19 protein-coding genes and 1 riboswitch are annotated in these 20,331 nt (G+C 34.4%); of the genes, 3 read left to right on the plus strand and 16 right to left on the minus strand.

What is annotated here, in order from left to right:
- Position 1 precedes the first annotated feature (1 nt).
- Positions 2–442, plus strand: a complete 441-nt coding sequence (locus tag EJN90_RS13620) for a YtoQ family protein (RefSeq protein WP_126112137.1) — start codon at positions 2–4, stop codon at positions 440–442.
- A gap of 73 nt (positions 443–515) precedes the next feature.
- On the opposite strand, the gene EJN90_RS13625 is transcribed toward EJN90_RS13620, so the two are convergent.
- The 13 genes from EJN90_RS13625 to EJN90_RS13685 form a co-directional block, all read right to left on the minus strand.
- On the minus strand, positions 516–956 hold the full coding sequence (locus EJN90_RS13625) for a PTS sugar transporter subunit IIA (protein ID WP_126112139.1): 441 nt from the start codon (positions 954–956) through the stop codon (positions 516–518).
- Positions 957–1,046: 90 nt separating this feature from the next.
- Positions 1,047–1,859 carry a PTS system mannose/fructose/sorbose family transporter subunit IID gene (locus EJN90_RS13630; RefSeq protein ID WP_126112141.1) on the minus strand — a complete coding sequence of 271 codons (813 nt, stop codon included), beginning with the start codon at positions 1,857–1,859 and terminating at the stop codon, positions 1,047–1,049.
- A complete protein-coding gene (locus EJN90_RS13635) occupies positions 1,849–2,646 on the minus strand; it encodes a PTS mannose/fructose/sorbose/N-acetylgalactosamine transporter subunit IIC (RefSeq protein ID WP_126112143.1) in 798 nt (265 codons plus the stop codon). The genes EJN90_RS13630 and EJN90_RS13635 overlap by 11 nt, the downstream gene beginning before the upstream one ends.
- 18 nt (positions 2,647–2,664) lie before the next feature.
- Entirely contained in the window at positions 2,665–3,159 is a 495-nt protein-coding gene (locus tag EJN90_RS13640; RefSeq protein ID WP_126112145.1) for a PTS sugar transporter subunit IIB, read from the minus strand.
- Between the two features lie 18 nt (positions 3,160–3,177).
- Entirely contained in the window at positions 3,178–4,365 is a 1,188-nt protein-coding gene (locus tag EJN90_RS13645; RefSeq protein WP_126112147.1) for a glycoside hydrolase family 88 protein, read from the minus strand.
- Between the two features lie 153 nt (positions 4,366–4,518).
- Positions 4,519–6,456 (minus strand): heparinase II/III family protein, encoded by a 1,938-nt coding sequence (locus EJN90_RS13650; RefSeq protein WP_126112149.1) that lies wholly within the window; start codon positions 6,454–6,456, stop codon positions 4,519–4,521.
- An 80-nt stretch (positions 6,457–6,536) separates the two neighbouring features.
- Positions 6,537–7,265, minus strand: coding sequence for a GntR family transcriptional regulator (locus EJN90_RS13655; RefSeq protein WP_164543947.1), 729 nt, complete (start codon positions 7,263–7,265; stop codon positions 6,537–6,539).
- A gap of 300 nt (positions 7,266–7,565) precedes the next feature.
- Positions 7,566–8,324 (minus strand): 3-oxoacyl-ACP reductase, encoded by a 759-nt coding sequence (locus EJN90_RS13660; protein WP_126108292.1) that lies wholly within the window; start codon positions 8,322–8,324, stop codon positions 7,566–7,568.
- Between the two features lie 111 nt (positions 8,325–8,435).
- Positions 8,436–8,536: riboswitch (TPP riboswitch) on the minus strand.
- 80 nt (positions 8,537–8,616) lie between these two features.
- Positions 8,617–9,624 carry an acyltransferase family protein gene (locus EJN90_RS13665; RefSeq protein ID WP_126108293.1) on the minus strand — a complete coding sequence of 336 codons (1,008 nt, stop codon included), beginning with the start codon at positions 9,622–9,624 and terminating at the stop codon, positions 8,617–8,619.
- A 392-nt stretch (positions 9,625–10,016) separates the two neighbouring features.
- Positions 10,017–10,454, minus strand: coding sequence for a hypothetical protein (locus EJN90_RS13670; protein ID WP_126108294.1), 438 nt, complete (start codon positions 10,452–10,454; stop codon positions 10,017–10,019).
- 178 nt (positions 10,455–10,632) lie between these two features.
- Complete coding sequence (locus EJN90_RS13675; RefSeq protein WP_126108295.1) at positions 10,633–11,142, minus strand: QueT transporter family protein; 510 nt, start codon at positions 11,140–11,142, stop codon at positions 10,633–10,635.
- Between the two features lie 106 nt (positions 11,143–11,248).
- Entirely contained in the window at positions 11,249–12,013 is a 765-nt protein-coding gene (locus EJN90_RS13680) for a 3-oxoacyl-ACP reductase (RefSeq protein WP_126108296.1), read from the minus strand.
- On the minus strand, positions 12,013–12,234 hold the full coding sequence (locus tag EJN90_RS13685) for a DUF2829 domain-containing protein (protein WP_126108297.1): 222 nt from the start codon (positions 12,232–12,234) through the stop codon (positions 12,013–12,015). The genes EJN90_RS13680 and EJN90_RS13685 overlap by 1 nt, the downstream gene beginning before the upstream one ends.
- Before the next feature lie 260 nt (positions 12,235–12,494).
- Here EJN90_RS13685 and EJN90_RS13690 point away from each other — a divergent pair, with 260 nt between their 5' ends.
- Positions 12,495–13,142 (plus strand): uracil-DNA glycosylase, encoded by a 648-nt coding sequence (locus tag EJN90_RS13690; protein ID WP_126108298.1) that lies wholly within the window; start codon positions 12,495–12,497, stop codon positions 13,140–13,142.
- A 196-nt stretch (positions 13,143–13,338) separates the two neighbouring features.
- Here the strand turns inward: EJN90_RS13690 and EJN90_RS13695 are convergent, their stop codons facing one another.
- The 3 genes from EJN90_RS13695 to EJN90_RS13705 all read right to left on the minus strand — a co-directional run bounded on the left by EJN90_RS13695 (position 13,339) and on the right by EJN90_RS13705 (position 19,042).
- Positions 13,339–13,740 (minus strand): cytidine deaminase, encoded by a 402-nt coding sequence (locus EJN90_RS13695; protein WP_126108299.1) that lies wholly within the window; start codon positions 13,738–13,740, stop codon positions 13,339–13,341.
- 54 nt (positions 13,741–13,794) lie between these two features.
- Positions 13,795–15,900, minus strand: coding sequence for a DUF262 domain-containing protein (locus EJN90_RS13700; RefSeq protein WP_126108300.1), 2,106 nt, complete (start codon positions 15,898–15,900; stop codon positions 13,795–13,797).
- Positions 15,901–15,967: 67 nt separating this feature from the next.
- Entirely contained in the window at positions 15,968–19,042 is a 3,075-nt protein-coding gene (locus EJN90_RS13705; protein ID WP_174919237.1) for a type I restriction endonuclease subunit R, read from the minus strand.
- Positions 19,043–19,111: 69 nt separating this feature from the next.
- Here EJN90_RS13705 and EJN90_RS13710 point away from each other — a divergent pair, with 69 nt between their 5' ends.
- Entirely contained in the window at positions 19,112–20,314 is a 1,203-nt protein-coding gene (locus tag EJN90_RS13710; protein WP_227872525.1) for a restriction endonuclease subunit S, read from the plus strand.
- The last annotated feature ends 17 nt before the right edge of the window (positions 20,315–20,331 follow it).

Here is a 20,331-nt window from a genome sequence, read left to right on the forward strand (position 1 = left end):
TATGCAACTAACAGTATATTTAGCAGGTCAAATTCATGATAACTGGCGCAAAAAATTAGAGCAAACAGTAAAGGAAAAGAATTTGCCTTATCAATTTGTAGCACCCCAAACCAATCACAGCTTATCCGATGCCATTGGTGAGGAGATTTTAGGCGAACAACCGACTAAGTTTTTCAAAGATGATGCGGCAAGTAATATCAATAATTTCAGAACACAAGTGCTTATGCAAAAAGCAGATATTGTGATTGCCCTATTTGGCGAAGATTATCGCCAGTGGAATACCGCAATGGATGCAACTTCCGCCATTCATTTGAATAAACCACTCATTATAGTGCGGCCTGAATCATTAATTCATCCGCTAAAGGAATTATCTAATAAAGCGAATGTAACCGTGAATACGATTGAACAAGCTGTGCAAGTATTGGAATACGTATTCCAATAAAAAAATTAAAAAGCTGAGACTCTTTGGAAAACAAGAGTTTCAGCTTTTTATTGTTGTAGGACTTCTAATAAAGTTAAATTCCTTCAAGCAGTTCAGTTTCAAATTCTTCTTTTTCATTTACCTGTTTGAATTCACTAATTGCTTCTTGACTTGTTATCAAAAGTTGTTCCAGCAATTCTTCAATGTCATTTGTCGTCGATCGCAGCATTGACAACTCAATCACTAATGGTAAGTTTATTCCACCTATCACTCGAAAATCCACTTCTTTTTCAAGAATAGTAACAGCTGTTTTGAAAGGAGTACCTCCCACTAAATCAGCGAGAACAATAACAGATTTATATTCTTTTTTCATTGCCAGTACTGTATCTTTTAATTTAGATTCAAACATATCAGTCGACTCATTTTTAAAAAAAGGAACGAATTTAACTCCCTCTTGTTTCCCTGCAATCATTTCTAATGCATCATTGATTCCAAGGGAAAACTCACCATGTCCTGTTATCAAAATACCAATCATTTTATAGCCTCCTGTAAATATTAATAGTTAATATAAATTGAAAAGGCTCCCCACAATCGATTACAGGGAACCCTTTATCCGTACTATCATTTATATTAAAACGCCTACATAAGATAAAGTAATTCCAAGCACAATAAGCAATGCTAATAATTTATAAACATTCCAATTACGTTTCTTAATCAAGTAATAAACTAAGATTGTAATAACAGCAGGAAGCAATTTTGGCAAAATTTGATCAAGTACCGTTTGCAGTGAAACGATTTGTTCCTGACCGTCAATTGTTGTTGCATATTGCAAACCCACATTCGCTTTAACAAAGTTTACAGCCAGGCCAGAAATAACAGTAACCCCTATAATGTTTGCTGCTCGAGACACCTGATTGATTTTCTTGCTTAAAGTTTCAATGGCGCTAGTTCCCATCTTGTATCCAAACCAACCCAAACCTAGTTTAATAGCCAAGTTCACACCAATCATCGTTACTAAAAACATTATTGGAGCGCCTGTTACTCCGGCCATAGCCATACTTGCAAAAATAGTAGAGAACAAAGGTGCTATACCAAACTGAGAAATCGCATCTCCAATCCCCGCTAAAGGACCCATTAATGCCATTTTGATACTTCGAATCTTATCTACATCTTCTCCATAATCTAACATAGCTAACTGTAAACTAGAAACAAACGGTACCGTTTGTGGGTTAACATTATAAAATTCAATATTATCTTTAGTAGCTTTCTTCAGCCCCTCTGGGTCGTCTTTATAAATTTTTTTCAATCCTGGAAACAGAATATTCGCATAACCGGTTCCTTGATAGTTTGTATAGTTAAAACCATTTTGTAAAAAATAAGAACGAAACGTTGAAATAACATAGTCTTTTTTTGTTAAATTTCCTTTATTAGATTCCATATTGATCCTCCTCACTGAAGCTATTTGTTTGCGTCATAGCCAACTCTTCATTTTTCTCTTGTTGGAAATAATCAATTAAAGCAAATACTGCTCCTAACAGTGCGATAGCCATTACTGGAAGCTCTAAATATGCAATAGCGATATAACCTAAAAGGATGTAAGGAATAACATCTCGACTTATCATTACAGATAAGATCATCGCAAATCCGATTGCAGGCAGTAACCCTCCCGCTACTGTCAAACCAGCGATTAATGACTGAGGAATAAGTTCAACGAATGTACGTAAAGGTTCCATAGCCAATGCTGATATCAAAGCGATAATAAATCCTGCTATAAAGAAACCAAGAACGGTTACATTTGCATGGAATTTAAACAATTTATAATTTCCTTTGTCAATCGCACGTCTGGCAGCTTCTGGTGAAGCAGCAAACAATGTATAAATAAATGTCTGCATTAACTGGAATAAGACAGCAAAGGGATAAGATAATGCTAAAGCACTTTCAGGAGTAATTCCTTGATTCTTCAAAGTGATTGCCATAATCGTACCTACAATCCCCGGTCCCAATGGATTTGGAGGCACAGTCCCACCTGCTCCAACCCCAAATCCCATAAACGCAAGTTCACCAATTGCTCCCATCATTAACCCAGTCTTTACATCTCCTAAAATAAGTCCAACAAAAAATGAAAGCACGATTACACGGTTAGTAAAAAGACCTAATAAAACACCAGCAAAACACAATCCTGATACCAAAGCTAATAATAATGCTTGGAGTAAAGTAATTTCCATTGTTTTCACCTCATATTTCTATTTTGTAATATAATCCATTAACTTGTTTAAAGAATCTACATCTGGTGCCATAGGAGAAGTTCGTGTATCAAAGGTTACATTATATTTTTCATGCAATTCTTTTAAAGCTTGTTTATCTTCTTCCCCTAAATAAATATAATTTGATATTTTATGTTTCCCTTCTGCACTATGAATATTCCCAACATTTATATTCGTTATTGGAACACCGCCTTTGACTAACCACAAAGCATCTTGCGGATTTTTAACTACTAAAAAGATATGTTGCGTTGGTGCAGCACGATGAATAATTTCTATTGTCTTATCAATTGTAAAAAATCGCATCCCAACATTTTTGGCAACAGATTTCATAAGCGTTTGTTGAAGTGGATCACTAGCAGTATCATCATTGGCAACAACACATAAATTCACCCCAAGTGATCGAATCCATAATTGGCCTTGCCCGTGTATGAGACGTTCATCAATTCTAACTAATTTTAAATCTGGTTGTATCATAATTTTTCCTCCTAAGTTTTACCAATACATTTTCCAATTCTTTTTAAATCTAACTAATGATTCCAAGTAGAAATAATCACCCCAAATATTACCTTCATCTACTCCTTTTCCTGAATGCCATGAATAAACACCAGAATTTATCAGTGCTGTTACTCCCTCCGTTTTTTGATCGGTGTAGTTATCGATTAAACTTTCTAACATGGCATGTTGTGAATATTTGTAGACGAGTTTATATTTGTTTGTCTCAGGTATAAATTTATCCATTAAGTTCAAACCACATACAGCAATCGCTGCTGCTGAGGTATCACGCGATTGGTCAGAGCCATCTGAAAAAATCAAATCCCAATAACTGATAAAATCTTCTGGTAGACGATTTAAATAATAATTTGTTACAGACTCAAACAACTCAATATTCTCTGGATCTTCATTATAATAATGGTTTAAAGCGATTCCATAAATTAACCAGCTTTGACCGCGAGCCCAGCTAGAATCATCAGAATAACCTTGACGCGTTTTACCTTCTATTGGTTCCCCTGTTTCTGGATCAAAGTAGTAGGTGTGAAAAGCAGATGCGTCTTCACGTATCGCATTTTCAATAGTAGAACGATAGTGTTTTTCTGCTACCTCTCGGTAAGAACCATCTTCTGTCACATCCGTTGCCCAGTATAGTAAAGGTATATTTAACAAGCAATCTACTATTAATCGGTAATTATCTTTTGCTCCTAATTCTCCCCAAGCTTGAATAAACTCCCCTTTTTCTTGATAACGTGTCATTAATTTATCAGCTGCAAGCATTGCGGCTTCTTTTGCTTTTTCATTACCAGTTAGTTTATATGCGCTTACACATGATGGAATGTAAAGAAATCCTAGGTCATGATGGTCCAATTCGACATCATTTACAACACGGTTATAAAAATCATCCACATGTTTTTCAGCTAACTTTCTATACTTATCATCACCTGTTGCTTCGTAAGCTAACCAAAGAATACCGGTCCAAAAACCGTTCGTCCATTCAATATTCTTCATCGGTTGATAGGCATTATTTTTAGTAGCTGGTCCTGGAAAAAGATTACCGAGCTTTACAATATTGTAATCGATTTTTTTAATCGCCTGAGCGATTGCCTCATCAATCTTTTTTTCTGTTAACAAACCACTCGCTATATATGCATCACTCGAAACAAGCGGTTCTAAATTTACTTTACTCATTTTTATAGTTCCTCCCTTAACGTGTTAACCCTATATCTATAATACAAAAGATTTTCTCATTTGTAAACGTATTCTTTTAAAAAAAATAAAAAATGCTGTTTTCTTAAAAGAAGACAGCTAAAAAGCCCTTGTAATAAAAGGCTTTTCTACTCATTATTTTATTTTTATCATTTGATTATCTTTATTGAATGCCGTTATTTTTCCGTAAAAATATTGATTTGCTTCTGTTTTAAAAAGTTTATCTCCTTTGATTACATCATTAAAAAGGAAATAAATATCCAAAAATTCATGATTATCCAACAAGATTCTTACTCCTGAAGCATCTGGATACTTATCTGTCTTCCCATTTTGATATACCGATAATGGTTGGCACTGAATCGATTGATTCAATGTAATAACTGAAATTTCGTTTACTTGTCCATTCTCCACTTTGTTTTTATTTATCACTCGTTGATGTTGAATAAGTTCGTTATATATACTTGAGCGTTTTTGATTTTCAATTTTTAAGAGTCCGTTTCGAACAAATAATTCTCCGGTAGATAATTGTGCCTTAAATTCAATCCTATTTTCATCTCTAGGAATCACCTGACAAATTTCATTGAAGTTGTAAGTAGTCGTTAATGATGTTCCGTTGCCACGATAAGAGTCATAGATGATAACCAAAGACTGCTCTTCCAGAATAAGAAAATCTCTTGAATAATAACTTAAAAGATGCGATTCGGAGGGATGGGATATCCAAGCATTGGAAAATAAATACCCTCCCGATATACCTTCTATTTCACTAGTATTTTGAAAGATAGGCAAAGGAAGATGATCGTACCCCCACGACTCTGTAATCACAGTTGATAAATCTTCCTCATCAAAAAACGTATTATGAGCTGCTATTCCTTTTAAATCTTTTCGTATAGAACTTTCTGTATAAGTATACCTTCCTCCATCAGAGATAATTTCTTCATTCTGGTAATTCAGTGTAAAACTCCCAGCAGAAGCATGGCCATGCGAACTGCCATGCAAACCATTAAATAGTGTGAAATAAACACTTTCTTTTTTAAGAGCACTAAAGCCGCTTTTTTCCCCACGAAACAAAGCGGGCAGTTCAATTTGGCTTCTCTTATGATCCGTGTACAAAGCTCCCAAAAATAATGCAGAAGAACTGCTGCCATTTTGCGGAAGAAATCCCATTTCCCGATAAATATTATATATATAGGTAAAATCTACATAATCACTATCATGTAAAGGGCTCAAATAATCATCCGAACTAGCCATATAGTAAGAAGATTTCATCGGTTGTTCCAATTTAGCTCGAAGATTAATTGGTAAAGTTCTCTTTAAACATTCAGAAACTTGTAGAATATAAGCAAGGCTTGAAATCACTTCATGATGATATAGTGGACTTTGTTCCCAGTGAACGCCATCCGAATAAAATTGAAGATCAATTTGATTTTCTAACTGCACCCATACCCAATCCATGAGACTGCTTTTTATCTTCTCAGGGAAGAATAAGTCGTATACTGCAATTCCGCTCAATGCCAAGACACCCCAGTTGCTTAAACGATACTTATCAATATAGGAGTTCTTTAAAAATTGAATATGAATCATCATTGATTCATCAATTAATTCCAACTCTTCATTTGTTAGTTTTTCTATAGGTAAATACGTGAGACTTTTCAACCAATTCATTAATCGAATACCTGAATCAATCGGTCTCCATGAATTATTATTTGATGCATTCGGAACTCCATTTTCTTTGATAAATAAGGATAGTAATTGTTTCCATTTTTTAAAGTATATTGATTTTTGAGTTAAAGCATACGTAATGGCTAAATCTACCATAAACCCTTGGCGGTTCAACATATAAGTCCATTCCACATCATCTTCTGGATAATCATTCCATTTATATTTTGAGATTGAATAGGGAATATTACAAGCTTCCATATCGAGAGCATCTGAAAAAATAATTTGATCATTCATTAAATAATCAACTCTTTCCTTTATGTTCTCAATCTCTTTTAAGTTGGATCGATAAGAATTCCTTATCCAATCTTTACTAAAAAAACATTTTTTATAATGAATAATCTGTAAAATATCCACAATAAAATCACTCCTTACATTTTTGGAAGAATTTACTTAAAGGGTTATAACGTTAAGTTTCGTTAAAAAAATAGTATTTTCTACTCTGTAGTTATTTGAATGGAATAGTAATGGGGATCAATGAAGCTCCTAGTATATTCTAATATTTCTCCATTTAAACTAGTCGTAATTTTTTGAATATCAAAAAAAACAAGGTCTTCCTCTTCTCTTGTTTGCTCCTTCAAATAATTCTCTACAATTTTCAGTTCTTTGGATGTCGGCTCGAAACGCACGATATTAACCGACATCTCGGCATGAATATTATAATTCCCAGATATTTCTTTCGTCACGCTCGCACCATGTTTAATATTTTCAATTCCTGTTTCAGGTATTTTCCTTTCTAATAAATAACGATTTTGAATCTTCCATGGTATGTCGTTGACATAGGCAACTTGAATGATTTTAATGATATTCTCTTCTCCTTGTAAATCTCCGAGTTTTTTTGCAATCTCCTTATCTTTAAATGATTCACTGATATGTGTTTCGGTACGTTCAACCACTTTCCCTTTCATGGAAGATACAGGCGAAGTTTCGCTAAATAGCACTTTACGGTTTATTAAGTTTCTACGGACAAAAGTTCCATATCCTTGACGACGAATTAAATAACCCTCGCTTACTAAGTTATTCAACGCCTTGACTACAGTGGTATTACTAACATTGTATTTCTTTTTTAAATCTGCTTCTGAATAAATTTTATCTCCTGGTAAAAAAACACCCTCATTAATCTCTTTGATAATATCTTCTTTTATCATCTGATACTTTGACACCATAGTTACTCTCCTCATCTATTTCTTTTTTTAAAAATAAAGAGTTTGATATTCATTGTCGGACTTTTCAGACTCTTGGAAATGGTTTCATAATAAATACCTAATATTATTTTACATTATTTGGAATATTTTGCTAGTTAGAATATAACAAAACATCAATGTAAAGAAAAAAACCCAGATTAACGAAATCTGAGTTTCTTCTACTTATCTTAAAAAGATCTTTAAGTCGATATTGAACGAGAAGTGAGCTTTATTATTTCATCTTAACTCCAAGAACCCATTCAGACGATAAAGTTTTCGCTCTCAATTCATCGTCAGTCCACCATCAACGGTTATGTTCTGTCCAGTAATCGCGCGTGCTGCTTCGGTTCCTAAGAATCCTACCACTTCTGCGACATCTTCTGGAGCAGTAACCTTCTGTAAAGGAGACGAATCAGCAATTAACTGAAAGACTTCAGGAGTCGTGACTTTACTTGCATCTGTTGTCTGTAAGAGCCCACCTGAAACCATATTGACTGTAATGCCCAGGGAACCTAGTTCTTTTGCCATGTTTCTAGTAAAACCTAAAAGAGCAGCTTTAGCTGTTGTATATTGATGATAAGGAACGACTGGATTTTGGAATAAGTTTGTTCCAATATTAATGATTCTTCCATATTGATTTTCTTTCATAGATGGCAATACAGCCTGAACAGTATTTAAGGAAGACTTAATCGAACCTTCAAATTGTTCCGTATAGTTTTCCCAAGTCAATTCTTCTACCTTTTTTTGGGTAACTGGATTAAATTCGAAATTTATCAATGCGTTATTAACCACCACATCAATTCTCCCAAATCTCGCAATTGCTTTTTCAACCATAGTTTTTACTTGTTTTTTATCACGGACATCAGCTCGGATCGCGATTGCTTTATCTTCCCCAATCTCTTTGACAACTTTTTTTGCTTTTTCTTCACTATTGAAATAATTGATAACAACAAAGTACCCTTTCCGCCCGAAATTCTTTGCAATTTCACTTCCTAACCCTCTGCTCGCTCCTGTTACAAGTACAACTCGATTATCTGACATTCTTCTTCCCCCTTATGATTGATTGAAAAAGTATCCATCAAACAAAAAACTCCTTACACCATAGCGGGATAAAGAGTTAGAGTTTACAAAAACACGCACGAACAAAAAGAGTTTCTGTAAATTCCACTTCCCTACGCTGGTGTTAACTAGATCAGGTTCTAAGGGTCAAGGCAGACAGCCTCTCTCAGCATAACGCACCCCTAGTGGATAACTTATTCAATTAGATTTAAAAATACCATACATAATCAGTGTGGTCAAACAAGTAAAGAATGAAGCTGCTAGTTGTTTATATTCAATTTTCAATTGTCCCATAGAAAAAAGGCTTGACCTTTTCGAATAAATACAATAAAAATACAGAAACGAATACACCCAGTAAGAATCTTATGATCCCATAAGAAGGTGTAATTGCGTCAGCATTCTCAAAACTATGATTGAATATTTCAATAGGAATCAAGTGAATGAAAAAAATCGCTTGGCTGTATCGTCCAAGCTGTCCGAACCGACTTCTTTTATATACAGAAAATAGTAAAGGAAAACCAAAAAATAGCAAGGGGCTTAAGAACATGAGAAAATTCTTGTCCCTTCCTTGATTCAAATAAATGAGCCGTCCTTCTATGCACAACAATACAAATGTAAAGAATAATCCAATAAACATCTTTTTTCTATTTGCTAGCAAGAATTCTTTCTTATCAGAAATAAAAAAACCTATTAAAACAAATATAGAACTATAAAAAAGGCCATTTCTTGTAGTCAAAAAGATAGAAAAATAAGTGTCTAAAATTTTGGAAAGTAATGGGTGTGTAATAAAAGAAGAATACGTTTCAGCGGCTCCCACTATATACAATGAGCCAAACAAAATAAAAGATTTCATATAACCGAATCTCTTTATCAGCTTCGAGACCACAAACAATGAGAATAGGAGAGCTGGAAAATACCAGAGATGATAAAAAATACCCGTATAAGTCAGTCCAAGTATGAATGCAATTGGATATAATATGAGCGGTAAGTTGATTTGCTCATTCATGAACTGAATTCCTAGAGGTAAATAAATAATAGACCAAATAAGATAGATCTTGATGACTTTTTTAAGCCACAACTTCTTCTCCTCAACTGACCTAGCTCTGTAGAAGAACGCATTGTTCACAAGAAAGAATGGTACCGCTATTCTACATAAAATGCTTTTTATCATAAAGTGGAGGCCAGATATATCAGTTACTGTTCCACAATGAATAAGCACAACCAGTAATGAACTAATAAATTGTGCAAGATATAAATAACGGTACTCGTTTTTTCTTATCATTTTTCAGCTGTCCTCCATCTCAGTATTGAAAAATGATTAAATAATCATTCACTTATTCTAGCCCTTTGGATTCCCATTCCAACATGGTGATTTTTCTCCAATGTCCACTGGTTCCGTTCCAGCTCCATCAATCACTCCAACTGCCATTGATCCCTTTATCAATATCATCCATATGAACAGATTCGGCTAATATCTTTTGTGTGTTCTGAAGTTGCTCTACTAATGGAAAGATTCATATCTCACGCATCCAAATTGCCTTCATCCATTCACTAGCCTACTAGAAAAAGTTAAATCTATCAATGAATTCTTCTAGTAAAAATGAATCAATACAAATGAAAAACGCCACTACCTATATGGTGTGACGTTATACTTATAAAAATATACTGATTTTATTATGCAAGTCCATCCCATCCTTGACTAGCCATAAAATCCAGATTCTCTTTTTGCCATCCCATTCCCATCATCTGAGCGTTCAGCATTTTTCGATTACATTTAAATTTCAATCGAGTAGGCTCTCCTACTAACTCTATAGTAATAATATACTGCAATATTCCTTTCCGGACCTTAAATGATTGAATATCAGAATATGGAATCACTGCATACTCTCCTGTCAAGCTTCCACCCATATTGAGGTCAAGCAAAAGTAGTTGGTCTCCAGCAAACACTACAATGAAATATTCCATAGCCAAAACAGACAAATTGCCATAAGCTAGCGATGCCATCAAACTCGCATCCGTATACCCATAAATATAATTATGATTGATTCTAATATCAGAATTAATTTCTTTGATGAAAGATTCTATGTTTTCTTCCCATGTCTCTGCATTCATCCATCTCTCTCCTTCTCAAATCGACCCTGTGTTATTGACCTAAAATAAATATAACGTAAAAGCGCTCGATTTAATAATGATAACTGAATTTCTATCCCTTATTATTAAATAAAAGTCCCTATCAAACAATAAAAAAAGCTAGAATCCTTTTAGTTAAGAATTCTAGCTTTTCGATTGATTATTTTGTCAAATCTATTTTTTTGCTTATCCCATACATAATGAGTCCTCCGATTGCCATAGAAAAGAGCTCTCCCAAACCAACACTAATCCAGGTAATAAAAAATGGTAAATCATTGACGATGGCTAGTTGGCCTGCAACGGTAAACATTGAAAAGGCAAATATAAATGCTGTTAGCACGAACTTTATCGGTGTACTTTTAATATTTTTCGTAATAGATAGTGTGATCTTCAATACTAAAAAGGTCGAGATACTGCCTACTAATACATCAATGATTCCTAGTGGCGAGTTCATATTCGCAATTGCTACGCCAAGAGTTACTGCCCAAATATATCTTTTATTAAATAAAGGCATATAATTGAACATTTCTGACAAACGAAGTTGAACACTTCCGAAACTAATGACAGATAATGCAGTGGTAATAACAATGTAAAGAGCCGTAATCAATGCTACTTTCGTTAGTTCAGTTGCACGAATCTTCGCAACCATCTTTTTTTCGCTTTTTAACATAATAATCTCCTTTGCAAGGTTCTACCTTGGTAATAACTACGGCCAAAGGATGGGACATACTGCCCTACGAAGTGCCGTAGTGTGGCTATGCCACTATTTTATTTTCTTATTTAATAATCCAACCGCCATCGATTGGAATAATATCTCCTTGAAGATAACTTGCTTGTTGACTTGCTAAAAATAAGGTGAGAGAAGCTACTTCTTCTGGCTTTGCCCAACGCTTAGCTGGTGTTTCTTCGGCCACTTTCTTTGCTATGGCACCGTCGCCTGCAAAATCTGCCGCATTCATCGGCGTATCAATTGCTCCTGGCGCAATCCCATTCACTCGAATTCCTTTGTCCGCATAATCAAGAGCTAATTGTTTAATAAAACCAACAATCGCATGCTTACTCATGGTATAACCGATGCCACCACCGCCAGCCACCATGCCCGCTATGGAGGTCATGGGGATTACCACACCACTTTTATTTGCTAACATTTGTGGCAGGACTATTTTTGTAAGTATGAAAAAGCTTTTTACATTGACTTCAAAGATTTTGTCAAACAATTCTTCCGATGTTTCCAGCAATGGGCGATAGCCGTCTAAAATCCCTGCCGTATTCAGCAAGATATTAATCGTGCCGAACGCTTGGTTACACTGCTCAACTGCGTGGATTAAGTCCTCTTGCCTACGAACATCCCCAACCATATAACCAAAACTTTCTGGAAAATTCATTTTTAAGTCCAGTAAACTTCCAAGCTGACGATCAAAGGCAAATACCTTCGCTCCTTGTTCCAAAAAAGCAGTTGCTTGCGCAGCTCCAATTCCTGAAGCTGCTCCTGTCACAAAGACAACCTGCTCATGGAATTCTGAATAAATAATTGTCTTCATTATTTAACAATTTTCCAATCATCCGCCAGAATATCACACACTGCCGGCGCAAAGCTAGAAAATCCTTCGTCACTTGTCTTGATTAATAAATAAGGTGTGACAGGAATTCCTTCGAACGTATCGTTACTTACTAAAATAACAAACTCTTCCGTTCCACTCCAACCGTTGCGAATAATTTTTTCACCATTTTTCAACTTTGGTAAAACTTCTTCAAACGTCATAAAATCCCTCTTTTCTATTGATTATATTTTCCACATAAGTGTTCTAGTCAACAAAATGTATTATAACATTCTTCAAGGGAAAATTTGAACTTCTTAACATAATTATCAGCCATTAAAGAAAAGATTCCATTCAAAAATTGAATGGATGGGTTAGATAAACCCTAATAGTTGCCAAGTATCCGATATAAATTATATGATAAATAGAAATAAGCTTTGGGATTCAATATGCGTTATATGCGAATGAAAGGAGAAAAATAGTGATGGAATATCCGTTACATCTCATGAATGAAGTAAAAGAAAAAACAAAATCATTTCAACTGGAAGGTTTCCTAGCGGGAAAAGGTCCTAGAAATGCAATTGCGATGTTGGTGGGTGAAGCTCCTGGCCGCACAGAACTCGTAACCAAAGTTCCTTTTAGCGGACAGGCTGGAAAAGAGCTTGACGCAGAACTCGATAAGGCAAATCTTAGCCGAAACGATCTCTATATTACCAGTGCTGTTAGAAGTCGACCGTTTCGGATCAAAACAAGAATAGACAAAAATGGTTCGATCATAACCAGCCATCCAAACCGTACGCCTACTAATGGTGAAGTAATGGCATTTGCTCCATTATTAGATTTTGAAATTCAAGAAATCCAACCAAAAATCATTGCTCCAATGGGAAACATTGCATTAAAACGGCTGTTGGGCAATCAATACAGAATCTCTGCTTATCATGGACAAATTCTGAATCTGCCAATTTTTGAAATTTCAGAAGATCGTGCACGCTATGAAAAGACAAAAGAAAGTTACACCATTCTCCCTATTTATCATCCAGCAGCGATTCTTTATAACCGGACTTTAAAAGAAGTGATTGCAGCAGATTGGAGTCATTTGGTTGAAATGATTAAAAAAGAAAGCAGTGAGTAATTTTTAATAAAAAAGCAGGCCACTTTATTTTTATAGCTACTAAGAATCATTATGTTTCTCTTGAAAGCCCCGTGTAAAGAATATTTTTACCTCTGCAATAGCCGTCTATAAAATTTAAGATATTTTCGGTATAACAAAGCTATAAAGAAAAACGAATGCCCTGCTGCTATTTTCATTAGCAGTGGACATTCGTTTTTTACGATTTATAGGCATTATACCAATGATAGGGTTGTAGTTCTTTTAATGCTTTAAATTCTAGGTTATTATTTGAATTTGTTACTGCCGCTTTTACATTTTCACCCCAGTAAAACAACCTTTCTTGACATACACCACAAGGACTTAAAATGACATATTCAGCATTCTCATCTTCTCGTACCACACAAATCGTATGTGTCACTTCCGTATTTAATTTATGCGCTTCGAGAATCGCACCTGTTTCAATGCACAGTTCTGTAGAAGCAACCAGAACGTCTGGTGCTACACTAGTTAAGATTTCTCCATTTTTCGTATACATAGCCGCAGCACTACCCCAACCCGTGGGATATCTTTTTTCTATCAAATCAATTGCTGCTTGATAAAGTTTTTGTTCGATATTCAAGTTCAGAGCTCCTTTTGCATTTTTTAAGCTGAGAATTTTTTAAAATTAATAACCCTAGAGAGAATCTTTTCCATCAGTATTACTGTCATACAATACTGCATCAATTGATAATTCATCATAAGCTAGATCATAAATATCTAAAAGCTGTTTAATGTAACTCATCTTTCTCCAGTTCGACATAGAAAAATAAACATATATCCCTGGCACTACTTCTTTATAATTAGCATTCGAAGTACTAGAAAATATTCCCTCTACGCCAGATTTTATTGAAGAGTTTAATCTTGTCATTTCTATGAGTGGGTTAGAATTAATCTCCGCTAAATGCTTAATCACATCTATAAAGAAATCTTTCCAAGTCTCTACCGGATGATATTCATCATTCAAAAAACTATACCCTTTTATCTGGTAATTTGTAAATTTTTGTTCTCCATCAAAGATAATCATTGATCTTTCATGAACTGAAGGTTTAAATGCTGGATTAGGATAAGGCCAAATTTTTAGAGAGGTCTGAATTAACTCATTGGTTCTTTCATTTATTTCTGTTTCTCCCCAGGTTTCTGCACGTGCAGGAATTTTATTTAAATTAACAAAATGACTTTCTTTAAATCCCTTCTCCATGTTTTGCTTGTCTTTAAATGGTCTGTTACTATATTTACTATTATAAGCAGTTATAGTTAAATTTCCCAGAGTGTTTAGATAGTTGGTCTGAATTTTCTTATAGTCTGGTCCTAAATCTTCAATCCATTGTCTGCTTAATTTTTGTGGCAGAATATGTTCAATACTATACTCTTGATTTTGAATACCTTCGTAAATTTGTAAAGACTCGAAATGATCATAGTTTTCCAGCCTTTCAAAAAGGTATGTTCGAAACTGTGAGTTTATATTGTACAAATCTCTTGAAGAAAGGTTCTCAATAAGTTCATTATCTGTAGGGAACTTACCGGTATTTATTTTTGTGAGGAGAAGATAACTAATTACTTCAGAAGGTGTAGCTAAAGCTTCATCTTCTTTCTCAAGTATCTTTTTCATATCTCTATACAATACAGAGATAATTTTATTCAATGAATTTGATGGTAGTTTAGTAATCATTCTTCTAGCAATATAAGATTCTAATATATTGAAAATCTTTGCTACTTCTTTTCCATTCAATTGGTGTTGGTTGTAATCATGTAAGATGGCCATTAAGAAAGGCCTTATAACTGTAACCTGTAAATGGTTGAGTCGTTTTAGAATATCATCAATCTCTTTATTATCCGTTACTGATCCTAAAATCTGTTGATACGCATATGAGTAGTCTGAAAGTTCATCAAAAAAGCTTCGTTTGTCTGAGCACTTACTTTGATAAAAATAAACAAAGGTTTCATATACTTTAGAAAGATTAGGATATTTACCATTTTTTAATGTCAAATAATCTCTAAAAAATGAACTAAGTTGAAAGTTAGTACGATTCTCTATCGGCTCCCAGTAATTTTCAAATAAAAAAAGCTGTTCTTTCTGACTTTCATTCATCAACAAAAAATTACGAATCTTATCAGCATCAGTTAAGTCTACACCTGTAGAATTTAGACTTTCAAAAATAAGCTGAGGATTATCATCCGGAGAATTCAAATTCACAACCATTACTTGTAACTTTTGAATGGAATTCATAAGTTGATCAAGAGATATTGGAAGGTTAGTAATTGCAGTATAAAAATATTCATAGTTCAAAGTTAGGTTAGAATTATTAATATGAAATTTTCCGTCCCCAAACAGCCTTTTATACGCATTATAGTCTCTAGGATTTGAACGTAACTTAAACTTATCAACTTCCCTACTAAAGCTATCTTCTAAAAATGCATCATTAATATTATTTGGATTGATTCTCTCACCAGTAGTTTCATTGTCAGTCATCCAATTTTTCATTGCTAGTAACAATAATGAAGTTGTAGTAATACGCTGTTGGCCATCAATAACGATAATGTCTTGTGAATAATCGCCTGGCTTTACAACGATACTTCCAAAAAAATGAGTTTTTTTGTCTTCATTTTCTAGGTTAATTAAATCATTTAATAATCTTTCACAGTTTTCTTTTTTCCAGTCATAATTTCTTTGATAGACAGGAATAATAAATTTTGTTCCACCTCTTAAGTACTCTAATAAATAGCGAACATTTCCTTCCATGGTTGCCTTCCTTATCTTTTCTATATATTCTTTTACCACAAATATTGCTGTTATAAATTTTTTAAGGTTATCTTTGTTGCAATGGTAAAATTTCTTCTTGAATAATATCTTCTAATTCCTGACGAACATGTTTCCAGTATCGCAATTTAGAAACTGGTTTTTCTGTTGTTTTTTTATATTCTTCATAATCGGCTGAACTTCTCAATTCACTTTCTCCACTTTGCTTTTCTTTTTTAGGATTATAGTTAGCTATAACATACGCTAGATTTCCTTCTTCCACATGCCATTTTTGAGAAAAATCCTGCATAACATTATATTTTGTATCTTCAATCATGTCTTGTAATAGATAAGATACATTTTGATCACGATAATGCTCAGGATTTTGGCGAATGCTGTTCCACAGATTTTGCATCAGGTTCGCTAATTTAGGATTATTTCTGGATAAATCTTCAATGTATTTATTAACTTCTGTAGCTGCTTTTTCATCTTCTTTAGCAATTAGCTCATATTCATCACTTCCGCTTGGAACAAAGGCTTGAATCAACATTAAAATATATTCATAGTTAATTTCTTCCGTTTTTACTGACTCTAACTCATAAGCAATATCAATTTCAATTGGATCATCATCTTTAGGATCACCCTTAATTTTTTCCAGTGCATTTACATACTTGCCGTTGAGTTCTTCGATTTCCGATATTTCAATCGGGAAAATTGTCCCCATTTGTTCTTCATCAAAATCCGTATATACTTGAACAGCTGCGAATGTTTTGTCCATTGTTTGATAAGCTTTCACGAATCTCTTTAGTTCCACAAGGCTCATTTGATCAATCTCTATTGGGGTAGAAACAACTTCTCTTAATTCACCAATAGCCGCAATAAATGCTATCCGTGCCTCTTCCCATGTTGGAGCAAGCACATCGTTTTCTCCACCGTTAGAATATAGAACTAAAGCTTCTTTTACCTTCTTCTCAAATGTATTAGGCGTTTGGAAGGTGACGATTTGTCCGTATTTTTTATATTTATCAAACAGTCGATTGGTACGTGAAAAAGCTTGAATCAAATCATGGGCCTTCATTGGTGGACGATCAATGAAGAGTGTTGATAGACTCGGAGCATCAAAACCTGTCAACAAACGATCTACCACAATGACAATGTCCAACTGTTCTGCACGGGCCAAATACTTGTCCTTCTTACGTGACAATCGATCATTTACATTACGATTGTAAGCTCGAATTGTTTCGATTGTATAGCTTGTTTCGAACTCTTCATTATAATCTCGAATGGACTCTTTCATCTTATCTTGATTGACAATAGAAGCATCTTCATTTTCAGAAATCGAATACGTTATTGCAACTTTCGGAAAGTCAGGCAATACGCGTTTTGTTTCTTCATCAATTTTAACGGATGCCTCTCCTGCTTTTACCTGTTTTATTAAATCATAATAGCGTTGTGCTTGAGCAATGGAGGATGTCGTCAAAAGAGAATTAAATGTTTGACCAGATCCTTTTGAAAATCCTAATTTTTTGCGTGATTTATTAATAATGGAATCGATGACTTGAAGCATATGCTCTTCATCCTCATAGACACTTTTGGGTAAACGAGCTTCTTTATCTTCCAATTCAAGCAATTCAACCTCTGATTCGTCTATTCCTTCTAGAGCAATGATAGTCTTATCTAGTTGCTCTTCAGAAAAAGTCGATTTATATTCCACCTGAAAACCTAAAACTGCATTGTCATGGATGGCTTCTTTTACCGTATATTCATGGAGCCGCTCCCCATACTGTTGTTTGGTAGTTCTTGGTAAATCACCTACTGCTTGCTTTGCATTCTCAAGAAAAATAGGTGTTCCCGTAAATCCATACCATAATGATTGCACAAAAAACTCTTCAATTTCTCGTTTTTTTGCAGGGCTAACTGCACGATGGCATTCATCGACAACAAATGCAATTTTAAGTTGGGTCATTTGTTCGTAACGTTTCGTACCTTCTTGATTTGCATAGCGTTTCATTACATGATTTAATTTCTGGATCGTTGTCACCACTACACTACGATCGTCAGAGAGTAACTTTTTAATAAGATCCTTTACGTTCGCAGTTTCATCAATCTCAATCACATCATTCTCAGCATAAGATGTAAAAGATGCGGTCGTTTGTTGATCTAAGTCTACGCGGTCTACAATAAAAATTGTTTTATCAATTGAGGGAATTTGTAAAAGGTTACGGGCAACTTTATAAGACGTTAATGTTTTCCCAGAACCTGTTGTATGCCATACATATCCAGATTGATGCTGCCCGGATGCTTTTTTTACGGCTTCAATGGCATGTATTTGATAAGGTCTTAATAAGATTAGCCCCTTTTTCTCGTGATCAATCACTGTGTATTGGGTTATCATTTTATGCGCCATAGGAATTGACAAAACATTCTCGGCAAACTCTAAATAATCATTCACTGACACATTTTCTTCATCTACCCACTTTGTTAAAAATTGTTCGTTTAATTTTGTATCTTGTGCAGATGCGATATAACGGGTATCCGTACCATTACTGATAACAAACATTTGCAAAGTAGAGTAAATACCAGTAAACTTTCCCTCTTTCAGATATTTTTTTATCTGACGAAACGCATCCATAAAAGGATGATTGCGGTTCTTTAATTCAATATGAATCATTGGCAAACCATTTATCAAGAGAGTAACGTCAAAACGTCTGTTCAAATCTTCTATAGATCGTTTGTCTGATTTAAACTGGTTAATTACTTCATAAGAAGAAATTCCTCCAGCAATATCTTGTCGATTGATGACACGCAAACGAATCGTGCCAAGTGTTGCGTCTTCCCGTTGCACTTGCACTTTAGCCACGCCATTTTCTCCTGCCAACCACTTTGCTGCTTCATAGAAGCTGGAAAAGTTCAGTTGATTTTGAATTTGCCGAAATTCTTGTTCAGTTAATGGAGTATCGTTCAGTACATCTTTATTATTTACTTCTAATTTTTGACGAAAATTCTCCCATAACTCATCTTCCGTATGTAAATCATTGCGATACGTCCACTGAGAATCGCCACTTATCAACTTATTAATTAAATTATCCTCTAACACTTGTTCTGGAGTAAACTTTAGCAACAAAAGCCCCTCTTTTCTATCCATTAGTCTATTAAAATAAGTATATCATTTTGGATTAGGATTTAGTGAAATAAATTACATAATGTTGATTTATTGTGTGGTTGCGATTGGGAACAGCGTAAGTTTCGAGAGATGGTAGAAAGTTTTGAATATGGTTTGAATTCTTCAGCTACTGAATATGACGGTGAAAATAAATATATTCGTATAACAGATATAGATGACAGTAGTCGTGAATTCATACAGGCAGGATTGACATCTCCTAATACTGATTTGGAGAAAGCAGATAATTATTTACTCAAGCATGGTGATATTTTATTCGCGAGGACTGGAGCCAGTGTTGGTAAATCATATAGATATCACGAAAAGGATGGAAAAGTATATTATGCTGGTTTTTTAATCCGTGCACGCGTAAAAAGTGAGTTTGATTCTGAATTCATTTTCCAGAATACGTTAACAGTGTCATATGATAATTTTGTTCGGATAACCTCTCAACGCTCGGGACAACCTGGAATCAACGCTAATGAATATGCTTGCTTTGAATTTTTTGTGCCAAGTAAACATGAGCAAAGTCAAATTGGAAAATTGTTCAGACAGATCGATAATACTATCGCTCTTCATCAGCGAAAATTAGAAACATTGAAGCAATTGAAGAAAGGCTTTTTGCAGAAATTATTCCCCAAAAATCAGGAAAACGTGCCGGAAATACGGTTTGCAAATTTCCAAGCAGAGTGGGAACAGCGTAAGCTAGATGAAATATCTGATAAAGTTACCGAAAAAAATATAAATAATGAATTCACTGAAACTTTAACTAATTCGGCAGAATATGGAATTATTAATCAGCGTGAATTTTTTGATAAAGATATATCAAACAAAAAGAATTTAAACGGATATTACGTTGTTCGAAAAGATGACTTTGTTTACAATCCAAGAATTTCTAATTATGCACCAGTTGGACCAATTAAACGGAATAAACTAGGAAGAACTGGGGTAATGTCTCCACTTTACTATATTTTTAGGACACATAATATTGATAAAACATTCTTAGAATATTATTTTGATACAACTATTTGGCATCGATTTATGAAATTACAGGGGGACTCTGGGGCACGAGCAGATCGTTTTGCAATTAAAGATTCTGTTTTTAAGACAATGCCTATTCCGTCTCCAAGTATTGAAGAACAAGAAAAAATCGGATGCATCTTCAAAGTTATAGATGACACCGTCGCTCTTCATCAGAAGAAACTAGAACAACTACAATTATTGAAAAGTGGTCTTCTACAAAAAATGTTCATTTAATTTCTTTAATATTTTAA

Source organism: Jeotgalibaca ciconiae, assembly GCF_003955755.1.
Lineage (GTDB): Bacteria > Bacillota > Bacilli > Lactobacillales > Aerococcaceae > Jeotgalibaca > Jeotgalibaca ciconiae.